At 72.6% G+C, this 21,367-nt stretch carries 10 protein-coding genes; 3 read left to right on the top strand and 7 right to left on the bottom strand.

The annotated features are described in order from the left end of the window. Nucleotides 1-106: 106 nt before the first annotated feature. Entirely contained in the window at nucleotides 107-5,590 is a 5,484-nt protein-coding gene (gene pks13, locus ACFUUZ_RS16045) for a polyketide synthase Pks13 (protein ID WP_378696734.1), read from the top strand. Next, a complete protein-coding gene (locus ACFUUZ_RS16040) occupies nucleotides 5,590-7,134 on the top strand; it encodes an acyl-CoA carboxylase subunit beta (RefSeq protein ID WP_378696732.1) in 1,545 nt (514 codons plus the stop codon). The genes pks13 and ACFUUZ_RS16040 overlap by 1 nt, the downstream gene beginning before the upstream one ends. 53 nt (nucleotides 7,135-7,187) lie before the next feature. Here the strand turns inward: ACFUUZ_RS16040 and ACFUUZ_RS16035 are convergent, their stop codons facing one another. Continuing rightward, on the bottom strand, nucleotides 7,188-7,685 hold the full coding sequence (locus ACFUUZ_RS16035; protein WP_378696731.1) for a peptidylprolyl isomerase: 498 nt from the start codon (nucleotides 7,683-7,685) through the stop codon (nucleotides 7,188-7,190). Between the two features lie 113 nt (nucleotides 7,686-7,798). On the opposite strand from ACFUUZ_RS16035, the gene ACFUUZ_RS16030 reads away from it, so the two are divergent. Beyond that, entirely contained in the window at nucleotides 7,799-11,101 is a 3,303-nt protein-coding gene (locus ACFUUZ_RS16030) for an arabinosyltransferase domain-containing protein (RefSeq protein ID WP_378696729.1), read from the top strand. 146 nt (nucleotides 11,102-11,247) lie between these two features. Here ACFUUZ_RS16030 and ACFUUZ_RS16025 read toward each other — a convergent pair whose 3' ends face one another. The 6 genes from ACFUUZ_RS16025 to ACFUUZ_RS16000 all read right to left on the bottom strand — a co-directional run bounded on the left by ACFUUZ_RS16025 (nucleotide 11,248) and on the right by ACFUUZ_RS16000 (nucleotide 21,232). Next, a complete protein-coding gene (locus ACFUUZ_RS16025) occupies nucleotides 11,248-11,409 on the bottom strand; it encodes a hypothetical protein (protein WP_169811444.1) in 162 nt (53 codons plus the stop codon). Nucleotides 11,410-11,573: 164 nt separating this feature from the next. Then, nucleotides 11,574-14,987 (bottom strand): arabinosyltransferase domain-containing protein, encoded by a 3,414-nt coding sequence (locus ACFUUZ_RS16020; RefSeq protein ID WP_378696727.1) that lies wholly within the window; start codon nucleotides 14,985-14,987, stop codon nucleotides 11,574-11,576. Nucleotides 14,988-14,998: 11 nt separating this feature from the next. Then, nucleotides 14,999-16,807 (bottom strand): glycosyl transferase, encoded by a 1,809-nt coding sequence (locus ACFUUZ_RS16015; protein ID WP_378696725.1) that lies wholly within the window; start codon nucleotides 16,805-16,807, stop codon nucleotides 14,999-15,001. Nucleotides 16,808-16,896: 89 nt separating this feature from the next. Beyond that, nucleotides 16,897-18,996 carry an arabinofuranosyltransferase gene (locus ACFUUZ_RS16010; protein WP_378696723.1) on the bottom strand — a complete coding sequence of 700 codons (2,100 nt, stop codon included), beginning with the start codon at nucleotides 18,994-18,996 and terminating at the stop codon, nucleotides 16,897-16,899. A gap of 5 nt (nucleotides 18,997-19,001) precedes the next feature. Then, nucleotides 19,002-19,781, bottom strand: a complete 780-nt coding sequence (locus ACFUUZ_RS16005; RefSeq protein ID WP_378696721.1) for a decaprenylphospho-beta-D-erythro-pentofuranosid-2-ulose 2-reductase — start codon at nucleotides 19,779-19,781, stop codon at nucleotides 19,002-19,004. After that, nucleotides 19,778-21,232: an FAD-binding protein gene (locus tag ACFUUZ_RS16000; protein ID WP_378696719.1), complete on the bottom strand. Its 1,455-nt coding sequence runs from the start codon at nucleotides 21,230-21,232 to the stop codon at nucleotides 19,778-19,780. The genes ACFUUZ_RS16005 and ACFUUZ_RS16000 overlap by 4 nt, the downstream gene beginning before the upstream one ends. Nucleotides 21,233-21,367 lie beyond the last annotated feature (135 nt).

The following is a 21,367-nucleotide window of genomic DNA, read 5'->3' as shown; positions in this document are numbered from 1 at the left end:
CGCCGCGCGGCGCCGGGAATCGTCCCGTATGCCGGAGCCTCGGTGCACTACGCGATTCCGGCGTTCGCCCGGTGCGCCGTACGCACCCGAGTAGCTTGAGGAATTGATGGCTGACAACGAGGGCAACCCCACCCCGGCATCCGGCAGCGCGGAGCGGCCCGACATCTCCGTCGCCGAACTGCGGGAATGGCTGCGCAACTGGGTTGCCGACGCCACCGGCCAGGAGGTCGCGCAGATCACGGTCGACCGCCCGATGGAGGAGTTCGGCCTCGCCTCGCGCGACCTGCTCGCCCTCGGCGGCGATATCGAGGAGCTCACCGGCGTCCTGCTCTCGGCCACCGTTGCCTACCAGCACCCGACCATCGCCTCGCTGGCCGAGCGGATCGTCAACGGCGAGCCGGAGGTCTCCGCCGAGGCCGCCGACGACGCCTTCTACACCTCCTACCAGCCGGGCGCGGCGCACGACATCGCCATCGTCGGGCTCGCCACCCGGCTGCCCGGCGCGGGCGATACCCCCGAGTCCACCTGGGACTTCCTCATCAACCGCGGCGACGCCATCCGCGAGCTGCCTGAGGGCCGCTGGTCGGAGTTCCTCGGCGAGCCCGAGGTGGCGCAGGCCGTCGCGGAGAGCAACAGCCTCGGCGGCTACCTGGACCAGGAGGTGGTCAAGGGCTTCGACGCGGAGTTCTTCGCCATGTCGCCGATCGAGGTCGAGCGGGTCGACCCGCAGCAGCGGCTCATGATGGAGCTCACCTGGGAGGCGCTGGAGCACGCGCGGATCCCGGCCAGCGAGCTGCGCGGCACCCCTGTCGGTGTCTTCGTCGGCACCTCTAGCAACGACTTCCAGCTCATCGCGGCGCTCGGGCTCGGCGGCGAGAAGGACCCGAACATCCCGGCCTCGGCCGACGCCTACGCCATCATGGGCAGCGTCAGCAGCATCATCTCCAACCGGGTGTCGTACTTCTTCGACTTCACCGGCCCGTCGGTGGCGATCGACACCGCCTGCTCCTCCACCCTGGTCGCGGTGCACCAGGCGGTGCGCGCGCTGCGCGACGGCGAGGCCGACCTGGCGCTGGCCGGCGGCGTCAACATGATCCTCGCGCCCTTCGCCAACCTCGGCTTCGACAAGAACGGCGCGGTCGCCAAGGACGGGCACATCAAGGCGTTCTCCTCGGACGCCGACGGCATGGTCCGCTCCGAGGGTGCCGGGCTGGTCGTGCTCAAGCGGCTCGCCGACGCCGAGCGCGACGGCGACCGCATCCTGGCCGTGGTCAAGGGCTCGGCCACCAACAACGACGGCCGCTCCAACGGCCTGCTCGCGCCGAACCCGGACGCGCAGGCCGAGGTGCTGCGCCGGGCCTACCGGGACGCGGGCATCGTGCCCTCCTCGGTCGACTACATCGAGGCGCACGGCACCGGCACCCTGCTCGGCGACCCCATCGAGGCGGACGCGCTGGGCCGGGTGGTCGGCCGCGGCCGGGACGCCGACAAGCCCGCGCTGCTCGGCTCGGCCAAGACCAACTTCGGGCACCTGGAGTCGGGGGCGGGCGCGGCGAGCCTGGCCAAGGTGCTCATGGCGTTCCAGAACGACGTGCTTCCCCCGAACATCGGGTACGCGGGGCCGAACCCGTACATCCCGTTCGAGCAGGCGCACCTGAAGGTCGTCGACGAGCCGACCCCGTTCCCGCGCTACAGCGGCGTCGCGACCGTCGGCATCTCCGGCTTCGGCTTCGGCGGCACCAACGCGCACATCGTGCTGCAGGAGTACACCGGCCCGGAGGGCGTGCCCGCCGCGGGGCGGACCGCGCCCGCGCAGGCGGCGGACTCCGGTGCGGTCGCGGTGCAGGCCGCCGTCGCGGTCGGCGGCGCCGATGCCGCCGACGAGGTGCTGGCGGATGCCATCGGCATCGCCGCCGACGACGCCGCGCCGTTCGACGGGGGCCCCGACACCGCGCTGCCCGGCGCTGCGGGCAACGACGCTGTCGGGTCCGCCGACGACGAGGCCGCCGGGATCTCCGACGGTGATGTCGCCGCCGCGACCGGCGGCGACGTGGTCGCCGCGGCCACCGAGATCCTGGTCGAGTCGGCGGCGCCCGCCGAGTGGACCGGCGAGCGCGACGAGCCGTTGCCGGTGATCCTCCCGGTCTCCGCCTACCTCCCCTCCCGCCGCCGCCGCGCCGCCACCGAGCTCGCCGACTGGCTGGAGACCGAGGCGGGCCAGGCCACCCCGCTCGCCGACGTGGCGCGCGCGCTGGCCAAGCGCAGCCACTGGCGCTCGCGCGGCGTCGTGCTGGCCAAGACGCACTCCGAGGCCGTCGCCGGGCTGCGGCAGCTGGCCGCGAACAAGCCGGGCCCCGGCGTCTTCAGCGCCGACGCCCCGGCCGCGCAGGGCGCGATCTGGGTGCTCTCCGGCTTCGGCGCCCAGCACCGCAAGATGGGCAAGCAGCTCTACGCCGAGAACGCCATATTCCGCCGGGCCGTCGACGAGGTCGACGAGCTGGTCGAGGACGAGGCGGGGTACTCGATCCGGGAGATGCTGCTCGACGACGGCCAGGACTACGACGTCGGCACCTCGCAGGTCGGCATCTTCACCATCCAGATCGGGCTGGCCGCGCTGCTGCGCGCGCACGGCGCCGAGCCGGAGGCCGTGGTCGGGCACTCGATGGGCGAGGTCGCGGGCGCCTACATCGCGGGCGGGCTCGCCCTGGCGGACGCGGTGCGCGTGATCTGCGCCCGCTCCCGCCTGATGGGCGAGGGCGAGGCCATGATCACCGACGACGACGTGCGCAATATGGCGCTCGTCGAGCTCAGCGCCGCCGACGTCGCCGACCTGCTGCAGGACTACCCGGACGTCGAGGTCGCGGTGTACGCCGCGCCGACCAACACCGTCGTCGGCGGCCCGCAGGCGCAGGTCGCCGCGATCGTGGCCAAGGTCGAGGAGGCGGGCAAGTTCGCCAGGGTGCTGCCCACCCGCGGCGCGGGCCACACCTCGCAGATGGACCCGCTGCTCGGCGAGCTCGCCGCCGAGCTGGCCGGGCTGGAGCCGACCGCGCTGCGCGCCGGGCTCTACTCCACCGTGCACAAGGAGCAGTTCTTCAGGGCCGGGCACGAGCCGGTGCACGACGAGGACTACTGGGTGAAGAACATGCGGCACAGCGTGTACTTCACCAACGCCGTCAAGCTCGCGGTCGACGCCGGGCACACCACCTTCCTGGAGCTGGCGCCGAACTCGGTCGCGCTCATGCAGGTGCTCGGCACCACCTTCGCGGCCGGGCTGCACGACGCCCAGCTCATCCCCACGCTCAAGCGCAAGGAGGACGAGTCGGCGGGCGTGCTCGGCGCCTTCGCCCAGCTCTACGTGCACGGGCACCGGGTCAACCTCGCCACGCTGCTGCCCGGCGGCGGCTTCGCCGATATCCCGCGCACCTCGTTCCTGCGCAAGCAGTACTGGCCCAGGGCCGCCATCAGGGTCTCCGGCCCGGCCGGTGTGCCCGGCGCGCACGTCGCGCTGCCGGACGGCAGGCACGTCTGGGAGGTGCCCGCGGGCGCCGTCACCGACGCCGCCGCGCTGGTCACCGCGGCGGCCGCGCAGGTGCTCACCGACCCGGCGCTCGGCGCCTCCCAGGTGCACGGCGCGCTCCCCGGCTCGGGGTCGCTCACCACCACGCTCACCCCGCACCCCGGCGGCGCCTCGGTGCAGGTGCACGCCAGGGAGGGGAGCGGATTCCGGCTGGTGCTGGACGCCGTCGTGGTCTCCGGCGCCCCGCTGCCCGCGAACACCATCGCGGCCGCACCGGCCGCCGCGCCGACCAGCGACGCCGATATCGAGGTGGTCGAGAGCTTCGGCGACCGCTGGGACCCGAACGGCGCCCAGCCGCTGGAGGACCGGCTCGCCACCATCGTGGCGGAGTCCATGGGGTACGCGGTCGAGGACCTGCCCATGGAGATCCCGCTCATGGAGCTCGGGCTGGACTCGCTCATGGCCATGCGGATCAAGAACCGGGTGGAGTACGAGTTCGACATCCCGCAGCTGCAGGTCGCCGCGGTGCGCGACGCCAGCCTGCACGAGGTCGGCAAGGTGCTGCGCTACGCCATCGAGCACCGCGCCGAGGTGCAGGCCATGGCGGACCGGCAGGCCGCGGGCGAGGGTGAGCTCGAGGTCGGCGGGGATTTCATCACCGCCGCGCGGGCCGCGCTCGAAGCGGGCGAGGATCCGCTGGCCGCGGCGGGCACGGCCGCGCTGCCCGCGCAGACCGCGCCCACCGAGCTGCCGGAGATCACGGCATCGCCGGACGATGCGGCGGCCCGAGCGGCCGACGCCGCGGACGCGGCCGAGCGGACCGGCGGCGCCGCCCCTGCAGACGCATCCGCGGACTCCGCGCCCGCAGACGAGTCCGCGAGCACTGCGCCCGCTACCGCTCCGAGCCCCGCGGCCGAGCCGGAGTCCGCCGGGGGGCCTGCTGCGACGCAGCCCTCGGCGTCGAAGCAAGCCGACGCCGCGGACGAGGAGGGCGTTCCCCCGCGCGACGCCGCCGAGCGGCTCACCTACGCCACCTGGGCCCTGGTCACCGGCAAGTCTCCGGGCGGCATCTTCGACACCCTGCCGATCCTGGACTCCGACACCGCGGAGAAGCTGGCCGCCCGGCTCACCGAGCGGGTCAAGGCCGAGGTCACGCTGGACGACGTGCTGGACTGCGAGACCATCGAGCAGCTCGCCGACATCGTGCGGAACCTGCAGGACAGCGGCGCCGACGTGGACGGCTTCATCCGCCCGCTGCGCACCAGGACCGAGGGCGACGCCGTCCCGGTCTTCGTCTTCCACCCCTCCGGCGGCAACACCCTGGTCTACGAGCCGCTGCTCAAGCGGCTGCCCGCGGGGACGCCGATGTACGGCTTCGAGCGGGTCGAGGGCAATATCGAGGAGCGGGCCAGGCAGTACCTGCCTGAACTGCGCAAGATCCAGGGCGACGGCCCGTACGTGCTGTACGGCTGGTCGCTGGGCGCGGTCTTCGCGCTGCAGGTGGCCAGGTTGCTGCGCGACGAGGGCGCCGACGTCCGGCTGGTCGGGCTGATCGACCTGGCGATCCCGGCCGCGCCGGAGGACGACAGCCCGGAGGAGCGGCTGCGGCGCATCCAGCGCTACCAGGAGTTCGCCCGCAAGACCTACGGCGTCACGGGCGACCTGCCGGAGGAGCAGCTGCGCGAGCTGGCCAATGCCTCGGACGACGAGCAGTACACGATCGTCAGCCAGCTCATCAAGCTGAGCGGCGCCAAGATCCCCGGCGGCGTGCTGGAGCACCAGCGCACCTCCTGGATCGAGGGCAGGCACCTGGCGGCCATGCGGCCCATCCGGTACGACGGCGACGTCGTGCTCTACCTCGCCGACCGCTACCACGACGGCATGATCGAGCTGGAGCCGCGCTACGCCGAGCGCAAGCCCAACGGCGGCTGGGGCGAGTACCTGCCGAACCTCGACGTCATCGAGATCGCGGGCGACCACCTGCAGATCATCGACGAGCCGCGGGTCGGCCGGATCGGCGCCGACCTCAGCGCCCGGCTCGACGTCATCGAAAAGTCGAAAGGGGACTAGTGACCAACACCGCCGAGAAACTCGCCGACCTGCGCAAGCGACTGGAGCTGGCGCAGGAGCCGGCGGGTGAAGCGGGTGTGGCCAAGCGCGCGAAGAAGGGGATCCCGAGCGCGCGCGATCGAATCAACATGCTGGTCGATCCTGGCACCTTCGTGGAAATCGGTGCGCTGGTCCGCAAGCCGGGCGACCCGGCGGCGCTCTACGGCGACGGCGTCGTCACCGGGCACGGCCTGGTCGACGGCAGGCCGGTCGCGGTGTTCTCGCACGACCAGACGGTGTACGGCGGGTCGGTCGGCGAGATGTTCGGCCGCAAGGTCACCCACCTCATGGAGTACGCGGCCCGGGTCGGCTGCCCGGTGGTCGGCATCAACGACTCCGGCGGCGCGCGGGTGCAGGAGGCGGTGACCTCGCTGGCCTGGTACGCCGAGCTGGGGCGCAGGCAGGAGCCGCTCTCCGGGCTGGTGCCGCAGGTCTCGATGATCCTCGGCAAGTGCGCGGGCGGCGCGGTGTACGCGCCGATCAACACCGACGTCGTGGTCGCCACCGAAGAGGCGTACATGTTCGTCACCGGGCCCAAGGTGATCCGCGAGGTCACCGGCGAGGACGTCAGCCTGGAGGAGCTCGGCGGCGCGCACAGCCAGGCCGAGTACGGCAATATTCACCACGTCGCGAAGGACGAGCCCGCCGCCTTCGAGTGGGTGCGCCGCTACCTCGCTTTTCTGCCGACCAGCTGCACCGAGCAGCCGCCGGTGGTGAACCCGGGGATGGAGCCGGAGGTCACCGAGAGCGACCGCGAGCTGGACGCGATCATGCCGGACTCCGACAACGCGGGCTACGACATGTACGACATCCTGCTGCGTATCTTCGACGACGGCGAGTTCCACGAGTTCGGCGCCTCGGCCGGGCGCAATGTGATCACCGGTTTCGCCAGGGTGGACGGCCGCAGCGTCGGCGTCGTCGCCAACCAGCCGATGGTCTACGCGGGCGCGCTGGACGCCCGCGCCTCGGACAAGGCCGCGCACTTCGTCCGGATCTGCGACGCCTACGGCCTGCCGCTGGTCTTCGTCGTCGACACCCCGGGCTTCCTGCCCGGCGTCGAGCAGGAGAAGATCGGCGTGATCAAGCGCGGCGGCCGCTTCCTCTTCTCCTTCGTCGAGGCCAGCGTGCCCAAGGTGACGGTGGTGATCCGCAAGGCGTACGGCGGCGGGTACGCGGTGATGGGCTGCAAGCAGCTCGGTGCCGACGTCAACCTGGCCTGGCCGACCGCGCGGATCGCGGTGATGGGCGCGGAGAGCGCGGTCAGCCTGATCGGCGGCAAGCAGATCGCCGCCGCGCCCGAGGAGCAGCGCGCCGCCATCAGGCAGCAGATGATCGACTTCTACAACGCCACCATGGCGACGCCGTGGGTGGCGGCCGAGCGCGGCTACGTCGACGCCGTCATCGAGCCGTCGGCCACCAGGCTGGAGCTGCGCAAGGCGCTGAAGCTGCTGGCGGACAAGACGGTCCCGCCCAGCCCGCGCAAGCACCACCTGCTCCCGCTCTGACGCGATCGGCCCGCCACCGGGGTTCCGGGGCGGGCCGATTCGGGGGGCTCCGATCAGACGACGGTGGCCTTCTCGATCACCACGTCCTGCTTCGGCACGTCCTGGTGCGGGCCCGCGCTGCCGGTGGCGACGCCCGCGATCGCGTCCACCACCTGGGTGCCCTCGACGACCTTGCCGAAGACCGCGTAGCCCCAGCCCTGACCGGCGGGCGCGGAGTGGTTCAGGAAGTCGTTGTCCGACACGTTCACGAAGAACTGCGCGGTGGCCGAGTGCGGGTCGTTGGTCCGCGCCATGGCGACGGTGTACTTGAGGTTCTTCAGGCCGTTGCCCGCCTCGTTCTGGATCGGCGGCTGGGTCGGCTTCTGCTGCAGACCCGGCTCGAACCCGCCGCCCTGGATCATGAAGCCCGGGATGACGCGGTGGAAAATGGTGCCGTCGTAGTGCCCGGCCTCTACGTACTGCACGAAGTTGCGCACGCTCTCCGGCGCCTTCTCCTCGTCCAGCTCCAGCACGATGGGCCCGTGGTTGGTCTCGAGATTCACCTTGGTCATGCCCCCAGCTTTCCATCTCTGCGCCGCCCGCCGTGTATCCGGGGCCGTCATTCTCCGGTGGTGTCGCGGAGCGCGCGCCCGTGCCGACACGCGGGCGGTTAGCATTGCCAACCGTGCCCGACCCCGCTACCGCTGTCTTGTCGAAGCCTCCCGCCGCGCCTCAGGTCGCCCCGCAGGACTACCGTGTCGCGCGCCTGATCGCGCTGATCGCGGGCGTGCTCGGCGCCCTGCTGGCGCTGGCGACGCCGTTCCTGCCGGTGACGCAGACGACGGCGACGCTGCAGTGGCCGCAGGGCGGGTCGGTGCAGAACGTGCAGGCGCCGCTGATGTCGCAGGTGCCGCTGGAGCTGCGGGCCACGATCCCGTGCTCGGCGGTGGCGCAGCTGCCGCCGCAGGGCGGGATGCTGCTGGCCACCGCGCCCCCGCAGGGGACCGCCGCCGCGCTGGAGTCGCTGTTCGTCCGGGTCTCGGAGACCGCGGTGGACGTGATCGACCGCAACGCGGTGGTCGCGACGGCGGAGCGCGCCCGGATGGCGGAGTGCACGAGCATCGAGATCAGCTCGGACCAGAACGCCACGACGGCGGCGTTCGAGGGGCTGTTCACCCCGGAGGGCAGGCCGGTGGCGGGCACGCTCGCGGGCGACCTGCGCCCGCAGGTGGTCGGCATTTTCACCGACCTGCGCGGCGACGTCCCGCCCGGGCTCTCCTTCGACATGGAGGTCGACACCAGGTTCAGCACCAGCCCCACCTGGATCAAGCTGAGCGCGATGATCGGCGCGGTGCTGCTGACGCTGCTCGCGCTCGGCGCGCTGGCCCGGCTGGACGGCAGCGACGGCCGCGGCCACCGCCGCTTCCTGCCGCGCAACTGGCTGAAGCCGACCTTCGCCGACGGCGCCGTGATCGGCACCCTGGTGGTCTGGCACTTCATCGGCGCCAACACCTCCGACGACGGCTACATCCTGAGCATGGTGCGGGTGGCCCCGCACGCCGGGTACATGGCCAACTACTTCCGCTGGTTCGGCGTCCCGGAGGCGCCGTTCGGCTGGTACTACTACGTCATCCAGGTCTTCTCCGAGATCTCGACGGCCAGCCCGTGGGTCCGGGTGCCCGCGCTGCTCTGCGCGATCCTCTGCTGGATGGTGATCAGCCGCGAGGTGGTGCCCCGGCTCGGCCGCGGGGTGCGCACCAGCCGGGTCGCGCTCTGGACCGGCGGCCTGGTCTTCCTCGCCTTCTGGCTGCCGTTCGACAACGGCCTGCGCTCGGAGCCGATCGTCGCGCTCGGCGCGCTGCTCACCTGGGTCTCGATCGAGCGCGCGGTGGCCACCGGCAGGCTGCTGCCCGCCGCCATCGCGATCCTGATCGCCGCCTTCACCCTGGCCGCCGCACCGACCGGGCTCATGTGCGTGGCCGCGCTGCTCGCGGGCATCAGACCCATGGTGCGGATCGCGGTGCGCACCAGGCGCAGGCTCGGCGGCAGCCTGGCGGCGACCGCCGCGCTGCTGGCGCCGATAGCGGCGTCCGGGCTGCTCGTGCTCACCGTGGTCTACAGCGACCAGACCTTCGCCGGCATCCAGGAGGCGAACCGGGTGCGCCAGGCCACCGGCCCCAACCTGGCCTGGTACGAGGACTACCTGCGCTACTACTACCTGTTCGTGGAGACGGTGGACGGCTCGCTGGCCCGCCGCTTCGCCTTCCTGGTGATGCTGCTCTGCCTCTTCACCACCATGCTGGTGCTGCTGCGCAGGCGCCGGGTGCCCGGCATCGCGGCCGCGCCGACCTGGCGGCTCATGGGCATCGTCTTCGGAACGATCTTCTTCATGATGTTCAACCCGACCAAGTGGACGCACCACTTCGGCGCGTACGCGGGGATCGCGGGCTCGCTGGCGGCGGTCACCGCGGTCGCGGTCTCGGCCTCGGCGCTGCGGGCGCGGAAGAACCGCGCCATCTTCCTGGCCGGGCTGCTCTTCGTGCTGGCGATCTCGTTCTCCGGCATCAACGGCTACTGGTACGTCTCCAGCTTCGGCGTCCCGTGGTTCGACAAGCGCATCTCGCTCTCCGGCTTCCAGTCGAACACGCTGATGCTCGTGCTCTTCGGCGTCGCGCTGGCGCTGGTGGCCTGGCTCTCGCTGCGCGAGGGGTACGCCAAGCCCCCGAGTTCGCCGCGCTCTGCGCGCGGACAGCGGGTCCGGAAGTTCGCCGCCATCCCGCTCACCGTGGTCGCCGCGCTCATGGTGCTGCTCGAGGTGGCGTCGCTGGCCAAGGGCGCGGTCTCGCAGTACCCGGGGTACTCGCTGGCCCGCGGCAACCTCAACGCGCTGAGCGGCGAGACCTGCGGCCTGGCGACCGACGTCCTGGTCGAGCCGGACCCGAACGGGGGGCGGCTGGAGCCGATCGTCGACCCGGCGAACCCGGCCGCCGACCCGCTGGCCGGGGCGAACCCGGTCGGCTTCGACCCGAACGGCGTCCCGGACGACCTCTCCGCGGACAGCGTCGAGGTCAAGCCGGGCACCGGCAACACCTCGACCCAATCGGTCGGCGCCGCCTTCGCCGAGGGCGAGAGCGCGGGCACCGGCGGCGGCCAGGGCGCGCTCGGCGTCAACGGCAGCACCGTCGCGCTGCCCTACGGCCTGGACCCGGCGAGCACCCCGGTGCTCGGCAGCTACCAGGAGGGCGTGCAGCAGCCCGCCAACCTGACCTCCAGCTGGTACCAGCTGGCGCCGCGCTCGGACGACCGCCCGCTGGTCGTGATCACCGCGGCGGGCCGCATCCTCTCCTACGACGACACCGGCGCCATGAAGTACGGCCAGTCGCTCACCGTCGACTACGGCAAGCGGCAGCCGGACGGCACCGTGCAGCAGCTCGGCACCTACCTGCCGCGCGACATCGGCCCGTTCCCGTCCTGGCGCAACCTGCGGGTGCCGCTGGACGAGATCGCGCCGGAGGCCGACGCGGTGCGGATCGTGGCCAACGACCCGATCCTGATCGGCGACCAGTGGCTGGCCTTCACCCCGCCGCGCATGCCGGAGCTGCGCTCGCTCAACGGCTACCTCGGCCGCGAGCAGCCGATCCTGCTGGACTGGGCGGTCGGGCTGCAGTTCCCCTGCCAGCGCCCGTTCGACCACGAGTACGGCGTGGCCGAGGTGCCGAACTACCGCATCCTGCCGGACCGGCCGCTCGCCATCAGCTCGACCAACACCTGGCAGGCCCAGGAGTTCGGCGGCCCGCTCGGTTTCTCGCAGATGCTGGCCCGCTCCACCACCGTGCCGACCTACCTGGAGCACGACTGGGCCCGCGACTGGGGTTCGCTGGAGCGGTACGACCAGTACCTCCCCGCGGTCCCGGCGCAGTTGCAGACCGACACCGTCAGCCGCTCCGGGCTGTGGAGCCCGGGCCCGCTGCGGGTGTTCGAGCAGTAGCGAGCCACCCCCGCGGCCGCACCGTGCGGCCGCGGGGGCAGGCACCCACCACAACGACGAAGGCCGTCGGGCGACGCTGGTTCAGCGCCTCCCCGACGGCCTTCGTCGGTTCGTCCGTGTGCCCGGGGCAACCGGGCGCGAAGTGTCTAGACCTTGGTCAACCGCCGCCCCAATTCCCTGCGGAGTACCTCCTGGGGAGGGAGCTTGGACAGCATCCGCAGTACGGCGGGGCGCAGTTCGCGCTGCTCCTCCTCGTTCAGCAATCCGACGAGGTCGCGCAGCTCCATGTCATCGAATTCCGTGGTCATGTGCGCCAGGGTACGTATCCATTCGGAAATTCGCCGGGCAATCCGACGGGTCGCTGCGAAGATGCGAAAGCCTCCCCGGCGACCTGCCAGGACGGTAGCGGTGGAGTCACCGGAGCCTTCGCACCCTGTGTGGAACGTTCGCTCCGGCAACGGTTTTCCCCCGGCTACTGCGCCCGGATCGGCGCCTCCGCCGCCAGTCCGGAGCGGGTGACGTCGGTGACGGTGACCGCCGCGGGCTCGGCGCTCGGATCGAGCGGGGTGAAGCGCTCCAGCGAACCCCAGTCCCGACCCCAGTCGTGGTCGAGGTAGGTCGGCACGGTCTGCGCGTCCAGCAGCAGCCCGGTCCAGCCGAGCGGGCCGCCGCCGATATCGTCCTGCCAGGCATTGGAGGCGTCCGAGCCGACCCGGTCCGGCAGGATGCGCCAGCGCGGCACCTCCGCGACCCCGTGCGCGTGGTCGAACGGCCGCTGGCACGGGAACGCCAGCCCGACGTGCCAGTCGAGCAGCACCGGGTCGGTGGTGCCGACCACGCTGCTCAGCGTCGCCAGTTCGGGCAGCCGGGGCGGGGTGACGGCGAGCCACTGCCGCGGCGTGATGTCGTTGTCCACCGCGACCAGCCGCACGGCGTTCGCCTCCAGCGGGATCTCGTCCAGCGGCACCCGCAGGTTCCGCCAGGACGGCGCCGGGCCGATGTCCAGCGGCAGCACCGAGCCGAGCACGCGCACCTCCGCGCCGTCCCGCACCCCGTACTCCAGCTTCAGGTCCGAGCCGTAGGTGGCGACGCCGTCGGCGTCCACCGAGCGGATCCGGCCCGCGGCGGTGACCACCAGCGTCCGGTAGGCGGGGTCGTGGCGCATGCTGTCGCCCAGGTTCAGGCCGTACCACTGGGTGGTCAGCGACGCCTGCTCCTGCACGCCCTCCTGGAAGCTGCCGAGCACCGGGGTACGGGCGGGGTCGAGGCCGAAGGGCAGCGCCACCGTGCTGCCGTTCACCCCGGCCTGGGCGGAGACACCGCCGCCGGTGCCCGCGCCGGTGGTGTTGCTTGTCTTGTTCTCGGCGCCGCCGTCCACCGAGTTGGCGCCGCCGCTCGCGGTCTCCTCGGCGTCGGCGGTGAGGTCGGCGGCGACGCCGTCCGGGGTGAAGCCGGTGTTCTGCGCGGCGAGGCCGTCGGCGGGCGAGCCGGTGATCGGGAGCAGCACCGAGCCCGCGGTGTCGGTCTCCACCAGCACCTCGTCGGCGAGCGCGCAGGGCTGCCCGGCCAGCGCGCGGGCATTGGAGAGCGCGATGCTGTAGCCAGGCGCCTGCCCGGCCGCGCCCTTGAGCAGCGAGGCCACCTCGAAGAGCACCAGCAGCGCCGCCGCGACGGTGAGCGGCGCCGAGGCGAGCCGGTCGAAGCGGCCTGGCGCGCCGTCCGGGCGGAACGGCGAGCGGTAGTGCGCCCACGCCGCCACCAGCAGCGCCACCCCGGCCAGCCCGAGGAACAGCGTGGAGAGCCCCTTGCCCGCCACCAGCGGCGCCTTGTCCCACCACGGCACGCCGTAGCTGGAGACGTACCACCAGCCGTTCGAGCCGGTGAAGGTGATGGCGAGCACGAAGAGCACCGCCGCCGCGAAGAGCGCGCGGTTGCGGGTCCGCCTGATGCCGTCCACACCGACCGCGACGGCGGCCAGCGCGGCCAGCGAGGCGGCCAGCCCGGCGTAGACGCCGAAGTGGTGCGTCCACTTCGTCGGGGTGAACATCATGAGCAGCAGCGCGCCGAAGACGATGCCGAGGATCCGCACCGACGGGCCGCGCGCGGTGCCGGGGATTCCGTTCTTGCGCAGCACCTGCAGCACGCAGACCAGCAGGCAGAGCAGCATGAGCAGCACCCCGAAGCGGCGCGCGAGCGAGCCGTCCGGCGCCAGCATGAGCAGCGAGTCCCAGCGCGTGCGCTCGTCGAACCAGGCCACGTTCGGCCCGACCTCGGTGCGCACCCTGGTGGCCTCGCGCACCGTCGCCAGCGTCTGGTCGGCGAAGACCACCACCAGCACCGCCGTGCCCGCGGCCAGGATCGGCGCGGTGTAGGCGAGGTAGCGCAGCGCGGTGGCCGCCCGGCCGACCGGGTGCGTGGAGCGGACCCTGCGCACCAGCACCACCAGCGCCGGGCGCGACCCGGCCAGCAGCGCGGCCAGGCAGATCAGTCCGGTCGGCCCCGCGGCCAGCGAGAAGGCCGCGATCAGCACGCCGAGCGCGGCGGGCAGCAGCCGCCCGGTAGCGATGGCGCGCTCGATCGAGCACCAGGTGAGCAGCGCGCCCGCGGCGATCAGCGGCTCCGGGCGCAGGCCGTTGTCGTAGGGCAGCCAGAACGCGAGGAACACCAGCCCCGCGGTCCACAGCGCGACCCGGTTGCGCCGCACCCGCGCCCCGAGCCGGGGCAGCACCTCGCGGCTGATCACCAGCCAGCAGACGATGCCTGCGAGCAGCGCGGGCAGCCGCATCCACGGGCTGGAGGTGGAGAGCTTCGCCATCCAGGCCAGCACCTCGTAGGACCAGCCGAACGGCGCCTCGGGCACGCCGAACCAGCGGTAGTAGTTCGCCAGGTAGCCGGAGCGCTCCGAGGCGCGGGCCATGTTCAGGATGTAGCCGTCGTCGGAGGTGTTCGCGCCGATGATGTGCCAGAGCGCGAGCGTGCCGAGCACCGCGAGGTCGGCGAGGGTGAACCGCCACCAGTGCGCGGGCAGGACGCGGCGCGCCTTCCGGCCGTCGGCGGTGTCGAGCAGGTGCAGCGCGACCAGCGCGACCAGGGTCGCCAGCACGGCCAGCACCATGGCGGTGAGCTTGAGCGGCGTCGGGCTGGAGGTGAACCGGGAGTCCAGGTCGGCGTGCAGGTTCGCGCCGCTGAGCTGGTCAGCGCCGAGGTCGGTGAAGACGCCGACCAGCTGCGGGCGGATGTCGCGGGTGACGGTATTGCGGAACGGGGTGCCGTCTTCCCTGGTCGCCCCGGTGAACTCGACGGTGGCCGCCTTCTCGTCCACCGCGACGGTGACCGCGGTGCAGTTCTGGAGCTCCGCCACCGGGGCCGCGAGCATGGGGACGTCGCGCAGCAGCACGGTCAGCGTGCCGTCTCGGACGGTGACGGTGAGGCCCTTCGCGCTCGCCTCGGGGGAGGCGGGCGGGATGGTGGAGAGCAGCGTCGTGCCCCGCGCGGGCGCGGACGCCCCGGTGGCATCATCGCCCGCCGTGCTGTCGCCCGGCGCGGCCTGCTCACGCGCGGTCGCGCTCGCCGTCGTGTCGGACGCGCCCGGCGCACCCCCGCCCGGCGTATCCCCCGCCGCCCCGCCGGGGGCGGGGGTCCGATCCCCCTCCGGCACCGCGCCGAGCAGCGCGCAGGGCAGCGCGGCGTCCAGGCGCAGCGGGACGTAGGAGACCAGCGGCGCCTCGACCGAGGCCGCCCCGGCCTGCGGCCAGTCCAGGCCCGCCGCCTCCTGGCGCACCGGCAGCAGCGGTGTGAGCAGGGCGAGTACGAACCCGAGCAGCCCGGAGACGAGGGCGATCAGGCGGTATCGGGTGAACGCAGCGGTGGGTCGGTCCGGTCGCACGGTCGTTGATGCTATAGACCGCCCGCCGCGGCCCCGATCGCCCGCACGTCCCAGACCCACGCATCGGCCACCCGCACCGGCTCCGCGCCGACGAGCTGCGTGGTGGTCGCGCGCAGGACATCGGTGCCGGCGCCGGTCACCGGCAGCACCAGGACGTCGGCGCGCCAGTACCGCAGATCCGCGCGCGCCCGCTCGCGTGTCGCCGCATCGACCGCGGGCACCCGCCCGGACTGCTGCGCCTCGACCAGCAGCGCCGCAGTCGGCCGCGCGGGCGGCCCGTAGCTGCCCTTGCGGTCGGCGCCGGTCGGCCCGACGAAATACCCGTCGGCCAGCGGGAACTCGAAGCCCGCGTCGGCCTGCCAGCGCAGCGCCCGCGCGTCGACCGGCCGCGGCGGCGGGATCACGACCACCGAGCCGCCGCGCAAGTACGGGTCGATCAGGTGCTCGGCGAACACCCGCGGCGTCGGCTCCCGGTGCACCACCGGCAGCACCGTCGGGACCAGCGGGAGCAGCGCCGCGACCAGCCCGACCAGGAAGAGCGCGGGCCGCGGGTCGGTGCGGTCGGCCCGCGCGCGCTCGCGCGCCCTGGCGCAGGCGAGCACCAGGATCACCGCGATGGCTGGCGCCGCGGCCATGGCGAGCCTGCTCTCCAGCACGGTGCTCAGCAGCGGCACCTCCTCGGCCCAGCGCCACGGCCCGGTGATCCCGGTCGGGCGCTTGCCGAGTATGACCTCCGAGCCGAGCGAGAGCACCCCGAACACCACGATCACCGCCGCGGCGGCGCGCACCACCCGCTCCCGCCACAGCGTGGCCGCCGCCACCGCGGTGAGCAGCAGCAGCGGCCAGCCGAAGTAGGCGTTCTGCTCGGTCGGGTTGATCGCGACGTTCTGGCCGGAGGAGAGCAGCCCGCCCAGCGATTCGGACGGGAACTGGGCGAGCGCCTTCAGGTCGTTCCCCATCGGCCCGTGGTCGATCGAGCGGTAGCTCTGCGGCCCGAAGAACTGCCACCACAGCGGCACCGCGCAGAGCAGCAGCGTGAGCGCCGCGGCGGCGAGCACGGTCGGGGCGAGCGCGCGCAGCGCCCGCAGCCCGCGCCGCCGGTCGTGCAGGTGGTAGACGACGCCGAAGAGCCCGAAGGCGAGCGCGAAGATGAGCAGCGGCTCCTCGCCGAGCGCGATCTGTGCGGCGACCAGCAGCCCGAGCGTGCCTGCGGCCCGCCACCGGACACCGCCGACCGGCCCGCGCCCGAGCCGGATGACCAGCCCCGCGATCACCGGGAGCAGCGGCAGCACCACGAAGTTCGGGTGCGCGTTGGCGTGCGAGATCATGCCCGGCGCGAAACCGCAGCACAGCCCGCCGAGCACCGCGGCGCCCCTGGACGCGGTGAGCTCGCGGGCGAAGAGCAGGTACCAGGCGAACGCGGTGCTCGCGAGCCCGGCGGTGAGGACGAGCACGAAGGTGACGGTCGGCCCGAACAGCAGGGTGACCGGCGTGAGCGGCACCCCGACGCCGAACATCGCGGTATTGGCCATGAGGTTCACCCCGGCCGGAAAGTTCTGCAGGTCGGTGCCGAGCGGGTTCTCCAGGTGCGCCACCGAGTGCGCGGTGACCGCGAAGAACCACTCCCACATGGTCTGGTCCTGGCCGCTCTTCACCAGGTAGCCGTCGCCGGTGGCGCGCCACTGCCCGGAGAGCACGGCGCAGGCGAGCGCCAGGTACCCGGCGGCGACCGCGAGATCCATGCGGTGCCTGCGGAGGAACCGCTGTGGTTTCCGGTCGCGGACCGCGGGCTCCGTCGTGACGTCCTGCGCCTGCCGCACTCGGGGATCACTCCTCACGCTCGGTTACGGCCGTCAACCGTACCGGCTCCGCCCGGACGCGCCCCGCGGGCGCCGGGGCAGCGAAAACCTCAGCGCGCCACGGTGACCAGCGTGAACGGGCCGATATCGGTGACCGTGAAGGCGGGATCGTCGAAGAGCGCGGTGGGGAAGCTCACCGTGTAGCGGCGCACGTTCGGGTCGTTCGGGTAGACGTCGGCGGCGAGCCGCAGGGTGTAGCCGTCGCCGCCGCGGCGGAAGAGGAAGGCGTCCGGGGCGCGCCACGGCGCGGCGTCGAGCGCGGCGAGCAGCTCGGCGGGGGTCTCCAGCTCGCTCCAGGCCTCGATGGCGGCGGCGCGGCCCGCGAAATCGGCGAGCGGGTTGGCGTAGTGCGAGGTCAGCCCCTGGAAGCCGAAGTACGGGTAGTAGGCGAGGAAGCTGGTGTCGGCGGTGAGCAGCACGGTGTCGGACGGGGCCCGGCCGGTCTGCGCGCGCAGCGCCTCGTCGATCTGCGCGTAGTGCGTGACCGCCGAGGGGTTTCGCTTGTCGGCACGGTTGCCGTCGCCGTCGGTGTCGGTGTAGGCGGTGGTGATCTCCGCGGCGAGCACGTGCGGGATCTGCTGCGCGAAGGCGAGCGCGCCCGCCAGCCCGACCGCGACGGCTACGGCGCGGAACCGCTCCGGCTCGTTCAACGCCAGGTACACCGCGCGGGTGCCTTCGACGAAGCCGAACGTCCCCGCCGCCGCGAGCAGGACCAGCAGCACCGGCTCCAGCCGGAAGGAGAGCAGCGTGGTGCCCGCCGCGGTCGCCAGCATGGAGAGCAGGGTCCACAGGTACACCGCGACCACGCCGATGCCGAGCGCCTGCGCCCGCCGCGACGAGCCCGCCCTGAGCACCAGCCAGACCAGGCCGAGCAGGCAGAGCGCGCCGCGCAGCGAGAACTCGGCCATCGGCAGCGGGAGTTCGGCCCCGGCCTCCGGGAGGTAGTGGAAGGCGCCGCCGCCCAGCGCGACCGTGCCGGTCAGCGCCTCCACCAGGTACGGGGTCCAGACGAGCAGCGCCACCAGCGCGGAGATCCCGGCGATCACCGCCAGCCGGGTCAGCGGCGGCACCGCCGCCCGCCACGCACCCCCGGTGGGCGCATCGGCCTTCAAGCCGTCGGCAGGCCGCGGGCCGCCTGCGGCTTCTGCGGGCGCGGCTTCTGCGGGCGCGGGGACTGCGGGCGCCGCGGTCGCGGGAACGGCGGGCACCGCGGGCGACTCGGCGGCATCGCGCGCTGCGGGGCGGCGGGCACGCAGCCCCTTGCGCGCGGCGCGGCGCGCGCGCACCGCGAGCCAGGCGGCGATCAGCCCCATGAGCGCGACGGCGAACGCCGCCAGCGCGGCGTACAGCGTGTAGAAGGTCGCGCACAGCCCGAGGAAGAGCCCGGTACCGAGCACCGCACCCCACCCACCGGCCGACGCCCCGCGCGGCCAAGGCCGGTGCAGCGCACCCCAGGCGAGCACCAGCGCGGGCGCGATCAGCACGACGAGCACGGCGCTGTACGCCTCGGGCGAGGCGTACGCCAGCGTGAGCGCCACCGTCGCCGCGGTGACCGCGACCGCCGAGTCCGCCCGGATCAGCTCACTCCAGAGCACCAGCGCCAACACCGCCGCCACCGCAAGCGCCACGATGGCGTACGGCTTGAAGACCTCCCACCCGTCCATGCCGAGCAGGTTCCCGACCCGCCCGCCCAGCCAGAACCACCCCGCCGGGTAGAACGGCGGCAGCTCGGCGTAGGTCATGTCGCGCAGCGCGGCGCTGTCGGTGAGCCGGGTCAGGTACTCGGTGCGGAACTCCTGGTCCACCGAGATCCCGAAGAGGTACAGCTTGGTCGCGGCCAGCGGCATGCCGAGCGTGACCGTGACGAAGGTCGAGATCCCCGCCCAGGAGAGCAGCTTCGCGAGCCACGGCCACCGGTGCCGCCGGAGCAGCACGACCGCGGCGAGCAGCAGCACCGCCGCGCCGACCTGCCCCACCGTGGTGAGCGCCCTGGTGACGTTCGACGAATTGAACGCGGGCCACTCCACCAGCGAGAACGCCACCAGCTGCACCGCGGCGACGACCGCGGCCACCACCGCGGCGAGCAGCGCGGCACCCACACCCGAGGCGACGCGGCGGGACAGGATCGCCAGGGGGCCGGAGTTGGTCAACGGGACTAGATGGGCAGCTTGCGGAAGATCGGCCGCGGGATGTGCCGCAGCACCGACATCACGTAGCGGAAGGTGCCCGGCGCCCAGATGAGCTCCCTGCCCTTCTCCGACGCGGCGACCGCGAGCGCGGCCACCTCCTCCTTGTCCACGGTGAACGGCGCCTCCTTGGCCCCGGTCTCCTCCCAGTGCTTCACGGTGGTCGTGGTGCGCACCTGTCCGGGCCGGATGACCAGCACCCGCGGCCCGAACGGCCGCAGCGCCTCGCCGAGCCCGAGGTAGAACCCGTCCAGCCCGGCCTTGGTCGAGCCGTAGACGAAGTTCGAGCGCCGCACCCGCTCCCCAGCGGCCGAGGACATGGCGATGATCCGCCCGAACCCCTGCGCCTTCATCTTCTCGCCGAGCAGCACGCCGACCGAGACCGCCGCGGTGTAGTTGATCCCCGCGATCTGCACCGCCTTGCGCTGGTTCTGCCACAGCTCCTCGGCATTGCCGAGCAGCCCGAACGCCACGATGGCCACATCGACGTCGCCGCCGTCCCATGCCGCGTCGATCACCTTGGGGTGGCTGTCGGTGTCGAGGGCGTCGAAGTCGACCACGTCGACCCCGCTCGCGCCCGCGGCCTTCAGCTGCGCCACCGCGGTGTCGCGCAGCGGGTCGTTCGGCAGCGCGGCCAGCACGATCCGCGCGGGCCCCTTCTTCAGGTACTCGGCGCAGATCGCGAGCCCGATCTCGGAGGTTCCGCCGAGCAGCAGGATGGTCTGCGGGTTGCCAACGGCATTGATCACTGGAGCTCCAGCCTTCTCGCCATGTCCGACATGAAAACGCCTGTGGGATCGACACTCCGGCGGACCTTGATCCACTCGTCGATCCGGGGGTACATCTGGTGGAAGGTCTCCGCGGTGGTCCGCGAGTCCTTGCCGGTGTAGAGCCTGCCGCCGAATTCCAGGACGCGGCGGTCCAGTTCGGTGACGAAGTCGTTCAGCCCGGGCTTGATCGGGAAGTCGAGGCAGACGTTCCAGCCCGGCATGGGGAAGCTGAGCGGCGCCTGGTTGCCCGCGCCGAAGTACTTGAAGACGTTCAGGAACGAGTAGTGCCCGCTGCGCTGGACGTCGACCAGGATCTGCTTGAACTCCGCCACCGCCTCCGGCGGCACCACGAACTGGTACTGCAGGAAGCCGCGCGAGCCGTAGGCGCGGTTCCACTCGCCGAGCATGTCGAGCGGGTGGTAGAAGGCGGTGAGGCTCTGCGGCTGCTGCCGGTAGGTGGCGCCCTTGCGGTACCAGACCTCGGTCGCCAGCGCGAACGTCTTCTGGTTCAGCAGGCCGTTGGGGAAGAGGTCCGGGAAGGTGAGGAAGGTCTTGCCGGTGAAGCCGAGCGGGTTCTTCCGCAGCTTCTTCGGCAGCTCGTCGAGCTTGGCCAGCGAGCCGCGCGAGATGACGGCGCGGCCGAGCTTCGGCTCCGGGCTCATGGCGTCGAACCAGGCCGAGCTGTACTCGTACCGGTCCTCGGAGCCGTCGCTGTGGAACTCGATGGTCTCGTCCAGCCCGGCGGTCACATCGCCGTCGGCGATGAAGTACGCCGTCTCGGTCGGCGTCATCTCGATGCTCGCGCGCAGGATGATGCCGGTGAGCCCGCACCCGCCGACGGTCGCCCAGAAGAGCTTGGGATTCTTCTTGGGCGTGATCGTCTGCACGGTGCCGTCGGCGGTGAGCAGCTCCATCGAGCGCACGTGGTTGCCGAAGCTGCCCGCGCTGTGGTGGTTCTTGCCGTGGATATCGGAGCCGATGGCGCCGCCGACCGTCACCTGCCTGGTGCCGGGCAGCACCGGGACCCAGAGCCCGAACGGCAGCGCCGCCTTCATGAGCTGGTCCAGGTTCACGCCCGCGTCGACGTCGACCAGCCGGGAATCGCGGTCGATCCGGTGGATCTTGTTCAGCGCCGTCATGTCGACGACGAGCCCGCCCGCGTTCTGCGCGTTGTCGCCGTAGGAGCGGCCGAGCCCGCGCGCGATGACGCCGCGGCGCAGGTGCGCCGGCTTGCCGTCGTTGTCCTCGGCGACCAGGGCCACGGCCTTGGCGATCACCTCGGGGTCGCCCGTGGAGAGCACTTCGGAGGAGGTGGGTGCGGTGCGACCCCACCCGGTCAGCGAGCGGGTGCGCGTCGACAGTTCGACGGCGTCACCGGCGCTGCCGGTACCGGTGGACGGTGTGGTGGCGGTCGGAGCTTTCGTGGACATCGGCATAGAGGCTACAGGTAGCCCCCCGGCGGTGATCGGCGTCTCCGTACTCCCCGGTACGGCGGGTTAGGCTCTCCGTCGTGTCCGCCGAACCGCACCTCCCGCTGCCCGCCGAGCTGCCCCTGGTCGACGAGC

The organism is Nocardia sp. NPDC057353, from assembly GCF_042667085.1.
Taxonomy (GTDB): domain Bacteria; phylum Actinomycetota; class Actinomycetes; order Mycobacteriales; family Mycobacteriaceae; genus Nocardia.
Note: the sequence above shows the minus strand (reverse complement) of the source record. Positions and strands in the feature narration are given on the sequence as shown.

Excerpts from the sequence above, each read along its gene's own strand:
- pks13 (WP_378696734.1), top strand. The coding sequence starts at position 107 with ATGGCTGACAACGAGGGCAACCCCACCCCGGCATCCGGCAGCGCGGAG.
- ACFUUZ_RS16035 (WP_378696731.1), bottom strand. The coding sequence starts at position 7,685 with ATGACCAAGGTGAATCTCGAGACCAACCACGGGCCCATCGTGCTGGAG.
- ACFUUZ_RS16025 (WP_169811444.1), bottom strand. The coding sequence starts at position 11,409 with ATGACCACGGAATTCGATGACATGGAGCTGCGCGACCTCGTCGGATTG.
- ACFUUZ_RS16000 (WP_378696719.1), bottom strand. The coding sequence starts at position 21,232 with ATGTCCACGAAAGCTCCGACCGCCACCACACCGTCCACCGGTACCGGC.